Source organism: Thalassobacterium sedimentorum, from assembly GCF_031127905.1.
Taxonomy (GTDB): domain Bacteria; phylum Verrucomicrobiota; class Verrucomicrobiia; order Opitutales; family Coraliomargaritaceae; genus Thalassobacterium; species Thalassobacterium sedimentorum.
In genome coordinates this window covers 70,176-77,515 of the sequence record NZ_JARXIC010000022.1, presented here as the reverse complement: position 1 = coordinate 77,515, position 7,340 = coordinate 70,176, and the positions used below count along the sequence as shown (strand labels likewise).

The following is a 7,340-nucleotide window of genomic DNA, read 5'->3' as shown; positions in this document are numbered from 1 at the left end:
AACGGTGAGGTCGCGGTCTATCGCTCAAGCGATGGCGCTAATTGGGAAGACCTGTCCAACGGCACAGGCCTCGATTCCTGGCAGGATTTCAGGGAAATCGAGTATCTGGAAGGCGCATTTTATGCCAGCGGCCATTATAGTCGCGCACGGCGCTCCACCGATGCCGGACAAACGTGGAGCTCTACGCAAACGGGCGATTACCACCAACTCACAGGCTATGCAACAATCAACGGCGGCCTCTACTATGGAGTCGGCTACAATTTAAACAACTCCTATGCCGATATCGACCTCATTTCCACCGACGGGATCAACTGGATTCCGATCGATCCAGGCAATTTGGAAGACCGTAATGAAATTACCGCTTTCAAGAATACCTTTATTACAGTCGGCAACAGTGGTCGCATTCGTCAAAGCGCTACTGTAACTGACTCCATCGGATATCAGGCATTTGCCTCAGAATTCTTTGCGAGTGGAGGCAGCAATGCCAACAGCAATGCCAACCCAGATTCCGACTGGGCTAGCAATATATTCGAATATGCACTCGGCGGCAGCCCCGACTCAGCTAACGACGCACCCGAACGTCCCCGTCTTTATTTTGAGCAGACTGGCAACCTGGCCTTCGAGATTCTGCGCGACTTCAAACGCTCCGACATCGCCTATTCAGCCTGGTGGTCTACCGACCTGCAAACTTGGACGCGATCAGGCCTGACAGTCATTGAAGATACAAGCACTCGCTTAAGAGTGAGGACCGAGCACACTTTCGAGGCACAGAATCGTGCCTTCTTCAGATTGCGACTAGACCGATCAGATCCCCATTCGTCGCAATAATTTGACGCATCGTCACCGTAAGACTTGACGCATGAACTTGTGCAGCGGAAATAGCCCATAATGGAACTGTCTTGGCTCATGCTGGTGGGCGTTCCCAAAGAAGTGCAGGTTTTATTCTAGCCAAAACCAAGGAGAGCTTTAGCAATTCGGAAATGAAACGCTTCTTACTACTTTGCAGCTTAGCAGGGCTGAACCTATTCGGAGCACCCCCGCAGGCGATCACTAGCGAAAGCTGGAATTTGGCTCAAATCTATGAGGCGTCCACCCATGTCTTTTATGGTGAACTCACAAAAATCCTGCCAGAAGCCGATTTTAAAACAGGTGTCACTGGCGTGCACATTCACGATATCGATGAGCAGGAGCTCCCACTGGAAGCCATCACTTGGGCTAAAGCGAAAGAATTAACTTTTTCGGTTGAGGAAGGCTTTAAAGGGCCATTATCGCCCTCACTGGCAGTCTATTTCCCAGATTCGGATCCCAACATTTGGGCCTATATCCAAGGAGCTGGTGGCGATATTTTTCTGGCAAAACCACAAGCGCCAGACGATATCCTGGCAAAACTAACGCCTGGCGACCAGGGCCTGTTTTTTATTCGTTATTACTGGGGCTCAAAACTTCCGGTGATCTATCAAGCCCGTTTGGGACAACTCGCGCTCGACGACTTAGCGATGCTACGAGCGCATAAAGCCGCCGCAGGCAAACGACCTTTACAAGCGATTCTAGAACAAGCAGAGCAAGAGCAAAAAGTCGCGGCCGCGCGCCAAGCCGCACAAATACGTCAATTTGAAGATGACTATTATAAAATCCTCCGAATTCAGGAACTGGAAATACGGCGTAGTTTGCTACTTGATTTGATGACACGAATGGGACTGAAAGGCCGCTGGAGTTTTTTCGAATTCAAAGAACGCTATTTAGAGAAATACGGGGCTTATATTGCAGAGAATGAAGTGCCCTCTACACCAATCGACGGCATTGAAAAGCTCTGGCACGACATCTCCGGTGAACTGAGTAAGATTGACTTTATATTGCAAGCACGCGCATCCGAACGCTAAGCCCTCGTACCCATCGCCATAGCAACTAGTATATTCACAGTCTCCTACCACTTTGAAATCTCCCTCAATACCCCCTCGTGCCACACAACCGCCTACCAAAGAGCCGCTCACACCAAGCAAACGTGAGTCCTTTAACCGCCGCGCACTCACTGGCTTAATTCTAGCCCCGCTAGGTTTTATTCTAATATTACTGGCCCCTACCCCGGAGGGCATGAGTATCGAAGCGCAACGCGCAGCGGCAGTCGCCTTTATCATGGCCATACTCTGGATTTGCGAGACAATCCCGATCCCGATTACCAGCTTACTGCCGATCGTACTCTTTCCCTCGCTTGGTATTATGCCAACAAGCCAGGCAACAGCACCGTACGGTAGTCACTTGGTCTTCTTATTTATGGGAGGCTTTATTATCGCACTATCCATGCAACGCTGGGATTTACATCGTCGTTTAGCACTGCATGTGATTCGCTTAATTGGTTTTTCACCCTCGCGCCTGGTCCTAGGCTTCATGCTGGCTACCGCCCTGTTATCGGCCTTTGTTTCCAACACAGCGACTACCGTAATGATGCTTCCAATCGGGCTCGCAGTCATCACCCAAGCTAGCGCAGCACTCAAGCAATCGCAGAGCGGAAGTTCCGAAAAAGCACTGCATGCCTTTTCCATCAACCTGATGCTTGGTATCGCCTACGCCGCATCCATTGGAGGACTGGCCACACTCATTGGTACCCCGCCCAATACGGTGCTCGCCGGCTACCTATCGAAAACATATAATTACGAAATCACATTTGCTAATTGGCTACTGGTGGGCGTGCCTATGGTAGCCCTGTTCCTGCCAATTTGTTGGTTATGGTTAACTCGAATCTGCAACCCGATGAAAGGGCTCAGACTGCCGGATTCAGACAAGGTTTTGAAACAGCAAATTGCAGAATTAGGAGTGATGAATACTGGTGAAAAATGGACTTTGGCAGTCTTCAGCTTGACCGCATTAGGTTGGCTCTTCCGTCCGCAAATCGCCCAATTCTTCCCTGATCCCAGTATGCTAAAAGACTCAAGTATCGCCATCGCCGGGGCGATCTGTCTATTTTTCCTCCCTACAAATTTGCGCAAGCATGAGTTTGTCATGAACTGGGAGTGGGCATCCAAACTACCCTGGGGCGTACTCTTACTCTTTGGTGGTGGCTTTGCGCTGGCACAGGGCTTCGCCGTTTCGGGACTGGCCAACTGGATTGTTAATCAGGTCGGCATGTTATCTAACCTACCAATTGTTGCACTCATCCTATGTATCGCGCTGATAGTCACTTTTCTGACTGAGCTGACCTCAAATACAGCAACTGCGACCATTCTGATGCCAGTTTTAGCTGGAGTGGCAATCGGTCTAGGCCAAAGTCCGCTACTGCTCATCGCGCCGGCCGCACTCTCTGCCTCCTGCGCATTTATGCTACCGGTAGCCACGCCGCCCAATGCCATCGTATTTAGCTCAGGCCACGTCAGCATTCCTCAGATGATGAAGGCAGGGTTCGGACTCAATGTAATTGGTATTTTTCTAATCACATTGATCACTTATATTGCACTCATTCCAGCATTTGAAATTGTGCTTAACATCGTGCCAACATGGGCACAATAATCAGAATCATATGAAAGTATTTCCGAAAGACTTCACCTGGGGCGTAGCCACCTCAGCACATCAAATCGAAGGCGCACACACTGCCGACGGCAAGGGGCCTTCGACTTGGGACGCCTATTGCCAAATTCCAGGTAAAATCAACAATGGTGACACTTCTGCAATCGCCTGCGATCACTACAATCGCTACGCGGAAGACATCAAGCTCATCTCAGATTTAGGAGTCACAGCTTACCGTTTCTCAATCTGCTGGTCACGCATCCTTCCCGATGGCAAGGGCGTCATCAATCAAGCGGGGATCGACTTTTACAATCGCTTAATCGACGGCCTCATCGCAAAAGGTGTCACTCCGTACGTAACCTTGTACCACTGGGATCTGCCCTTGGCACTGCAAATGGAGAATGACGGCTGGCTCAGTGAGACCACGGTACAAGCCTTTGCGCGCTATGCTGAAATTTGCTTCCAGGCTTTTGGAGACCGGGTGAAACACTGGATGACCTTCAATGAAAACTGGTGTACCGCCGTGCTCGGGCACGGGACTGGTGTCTTCGCCCCCGGCAGAGTATCTCAAACGGAACCCTACTTGGTCGGACATAACCTCCTGTTGGCCCATGCGTATGCTGTCAAAAAATTTCGTACAGGCAGCTACCAAGGGGTGATCGGCATCGCCAACAACTGCGATTTCCGAGAGCCACTCAGCAATAGTCCAGAAGACATTGCAGCCGCGCAGGAAAGCTTGGAATTTTTCTATGGATGGCTCACCGATCCGGTGGTATTTGGCCATTATCCTGCAATCATGCGCGAGCGACTCGGCACGCGCCTTCCGGAGTTTACTGCTGAAGAATCCGAACTATTAAAGGGCTCTGCAGACTTTCTGGGGCTCAACCACTACACCACCCACTATGCCTCACGCCAAGCGCCGGCGCAGAACGCAGTGGCCCCCGGCGATGGGAATGGTGGTATGAGTGAAGATCAGCACCTGTATTTGAGTTCCGATCCCGCTTGGCCAGTCACCAGCATGGGATGGTTTGTCGTGCCCTGGGGCTTTCGCAAAATGCTCAACTGGATACACCAACGTTACAACGGCCTGCCCATTTACGTCACAGAAAACGGAACTGCGATTACTGCCAATGGTGTCGATGAAGCCATCGACGATCAGGAACGCGCTTATTTTGTAAGCGAATACACCCAAGCACTGAAGCAAGCGGTGACTGAAGATGGTGTCAATGTGCAGGGTTATTTTGCATGGACCTTGATGGATAATTTCGAGTGGTGCCAAGGCTACAATATGCGTTTTGGTCTCATTTACTGCGATTTTGATAGCTTGAAACGCACCCCCAAAACATCCTACTACGCTTACCAATCCATCATTAATGAATCCCGTAATTCCACTCAGTAATCGAATGAATACGCGGTAGCGATCCGTTATGACCGCGTCCCAAACTATTTTGGGGCGCGATCACCGTGCGTCTTGCTGGCTAAAATCGAGATCACAAAGACCGCTCTACTGGTTGGTAGGGACAATACCGAACGCCTCGCCTTCATACTTGCTTATCGCATCGTAGCCCCATAACTAAAACCCCATGGAAAATCTACCACTTACCAGCGCAGAAAAAAAAGAACTCCGAGGCATCGGACAGCGACTCAAACCACATGTGCACATTGGCAAACAAGGACTCAGTGAAACTGTCGAAGCTGAACTACAAACGGCCCTCAACAAAAACGGGCTGATCAAGGTGCGTTTCGAAGCAGAGCGCGACACGATAAAAGCCTATTGCACAGAAATCCCCAGCAAGCTCGATTGTGAATATGTCGGTGGTGTCGGTAAAACCGGTATTTTCTTTCGTGACATGCCCGAAAAAGCTTAGCTTGTCATTGTATAGAATTCGAGCACACTCACTGGCGTGAAGCAATCAATCGAATCTGCCAAAGAGGTGGCTCACGCGACCAGTGGTGCCATCGCCAAAACAGCGAGCTTCATTACTTCCAGTATTCTGGAAGTGGGCAAAGGTGTGTTTTCACCGCTCAGTCGTAGTCACAGCTCAGCGCCTCGGGCCGAACCCGGCGCGGCTCCTGGAATCGAACAGTACATTCATAAGGAAGACCCTTCACTAAATGTCGACATTACGGTGATCGACTATGGGGGCAGCGAGCACACCACAAGGACCTTTGACGATATTGATGCGGCACTGGCCCACCCAAGAGCTGCCAATCCGCATGTGCGCTGGATAAATATTGATGGCTTGCGTCCCAGTGTGGTGAATGCCGTCTGCCAGTATTACGACATTCACACACTCTCAGCCGAAGATGTCATCCATACTTACCAGCGTCCCAAAGTGGAGGTGTTCGATGACCACATGATTGTAATCGCCCGCCAACTCCAACTGGCCAATGACACGCTCAAAAATGAACAAGTCAGCTTTTTTCTGTTTCAAGACACCCTAATCACCTTTCAAGAAGTACCTGGCGATGTATTTGACCCTGTGCGCAAGCGCTTACTGAAAAGCACTGGGCGCTTTCGCAGCTATAAGGCTGACTACCTGTTTTACGCTCTACTTGACTCGATTGTTGACCACCTCTTCCCCCTACTAGAAGCTTATGGCATCGCCATGGAAGAGATGGAACTCGAGATCCTCGAGGACCCAAGCACGCGCAGCCAGCAGAAGTTGTTCTCGATGAAACGCGACCTGTCCTTACAACGACGCGTGCTGTGGCCAATTCGAGAACTCACCGACCAACTCTATCGGGATGAATCCGGCCTGATACACCCTGACCTCAAGACCTACTATCGCGATATTCAAGACCACACCATGCAGGTCATTGATCTATTGGAAACTTATCGCGATACAGCATCTGGCCTCACGGACCTCTATCAGACCTCAGTGGGCAATAAGATGAACGAGATCATGAAAGTGCTCACGATCATGGCTAGCTTCTTCATCCCCATCACCTTCTTTGCAGGTGTCTATGGCATGAATTTCGAATATATTCCAGAACTCGGATGGAAATATGCCTACCCGGTATTCTGGGGTGGCTGCCTATCGATGACCTTAGGCCTCGCCATATTCTTCTGGCGGAAGGGCTGGATCGGTCCAAAGTAATACGCGAATTAAAAGCAATTGAGGGGTTGCACCCGAGTTAAAGACTGGCAGCGTAGTGCGTTCTTCCAATGCCGAACCATACGCTCAGTAAACTCAACCGCTACCGATTACTCTATGTATCGGCCATTATCATCTTCGTCCTGGATCAAATTACCAAGACTTGGATTTTTAATAATTTGCCGCTGGACAGCTACTACCCTCCTGAATCCATCACAGTCATCGAGGGCTTCTTTTATATCGTGCATATTGGCAATGAAGGTGCGGCCTGGGGCATGTTCTCTGGCTACGGCGGACTGCTGGCACTCTTCGCGCTAATCACCCTATTCGCAATTTACAAGCTACGTCACAGTTTGGAACTACACCGAAAACCTATGCAATGGGCCTTCGGTCTGCTGATAGGCGGCATTCTAGGCAATATGATTGATCGCCTCATCCATGGTCATGTGATCGACTTTCTCGATTTTCATTTCCCAATCAACATCCCCTGGATCATGCCGACCGGCCGTTACCCATCCTTCAATATCGCTGACTGTGGCATCGTGATCGGCACGATTATCTACCTGATCCTGAGCTTCAAATCGGAAAGCGCCAAACAAGCAGCGGATGAAGAGCACCCGCAGTCATAGATAACTGCGCACACAAAATACGGGCCTGTAGTGCTCGTTTACCGCAGCTTTAACAAACCTGCACTTGCGCTTAAGAACTATGCTTCGTAGCGTCACTTGATGAAATGGATTCCCC

The 7,340-nt window shown here is 50.2% G+C and carries 7 protein-coding genes; all 7 read left to right on the top strand.

What is annotated here, in order from left to right:
* Positions 1–828, top strand: an 828-nt coding sequence (locus tag QEH59_RS13075; protein ID WP_308985825.1) for a hypothetical protein, incomplete at its 5' end; no start/stop codon positions are given.
* 152 nt (positions 829–980) lie between these two features.
* Positions 981–1,880 (top strand): hypothetical protein, encoded by a 900-nt coding sequence (locus QEH59_RS13070; RefSeq protein WP_308985824.1) that lies wholly within the window; start codon positions 981–983, stop codon positions 1,878–1,880.
* 52 nt (positions 1,881–1,932) lie between these two features.
* Positions 1,933–3,501 (top strand): SLC13 family permease, encoded by a 1,569-nt coding sequence (locus QEH59_RS13065; RefSeq protein ID WP_308985823.1) that lies wholly within the window; start codon positions 1,933–1,935, stop codon positions 3,499–3,501.
* A 10-nt stretch (positions 3,502–3,511) separates the two neighbouring features.
* On the top strand, positions 3,512–4,897 hold the full coding sequence (locus QEH59_RS13060) for a GH1 family beta-glucosidase (RefSeq protein WP_308985822.1): 1,386 nt from the start codon (positions 3,512–3,514) through the stop codon (positions 4,895–4,897).
* Positions 4,898–5,081: 184 nt separating this feature from the next.
* Positions 5,082–5,366 carry a YhbY family RNA-binding protein gene (locus QEH59_RS13055; protein ID WP_308985821.1) on the top strand — a complete coding sequence of 95 codons (285 nt, stop codon included), beginning with the start codon at positions 5,082–5,084 and terminating at the stop codon, positions 5,364–5,366.
* A gap of 36 nt (positions 5,367–5,402) precedes the next feature.
* Positions 5,403–6,599 (top strand): magnesium/cobalt transporter CorA, encoded by a 1,197-nt coding sequence (gene corA / locus QEH59_RS13050; RefSeq protein ID WP_308985820.1) that lies wholly within the window; start codon positions 5,403–5,405, stop codon positions 6,597–6,599.
* Between the two features lie 68 nt (positions 6,600–6,667).
* On the top strand, positions 6,668–7,225 hold the full coding sequence (gene lspA, locus QEH59_RS13045) for a signal peptidase II (RefSeq protein WP_308985819.1): 558 nt from the start codon (positions 6,668–6,670) through the stop codon (positions 7,223–7,225).
* The last annotated feature ends 115 nt before the right edge of the window (positions 7,226–7,340 follow it).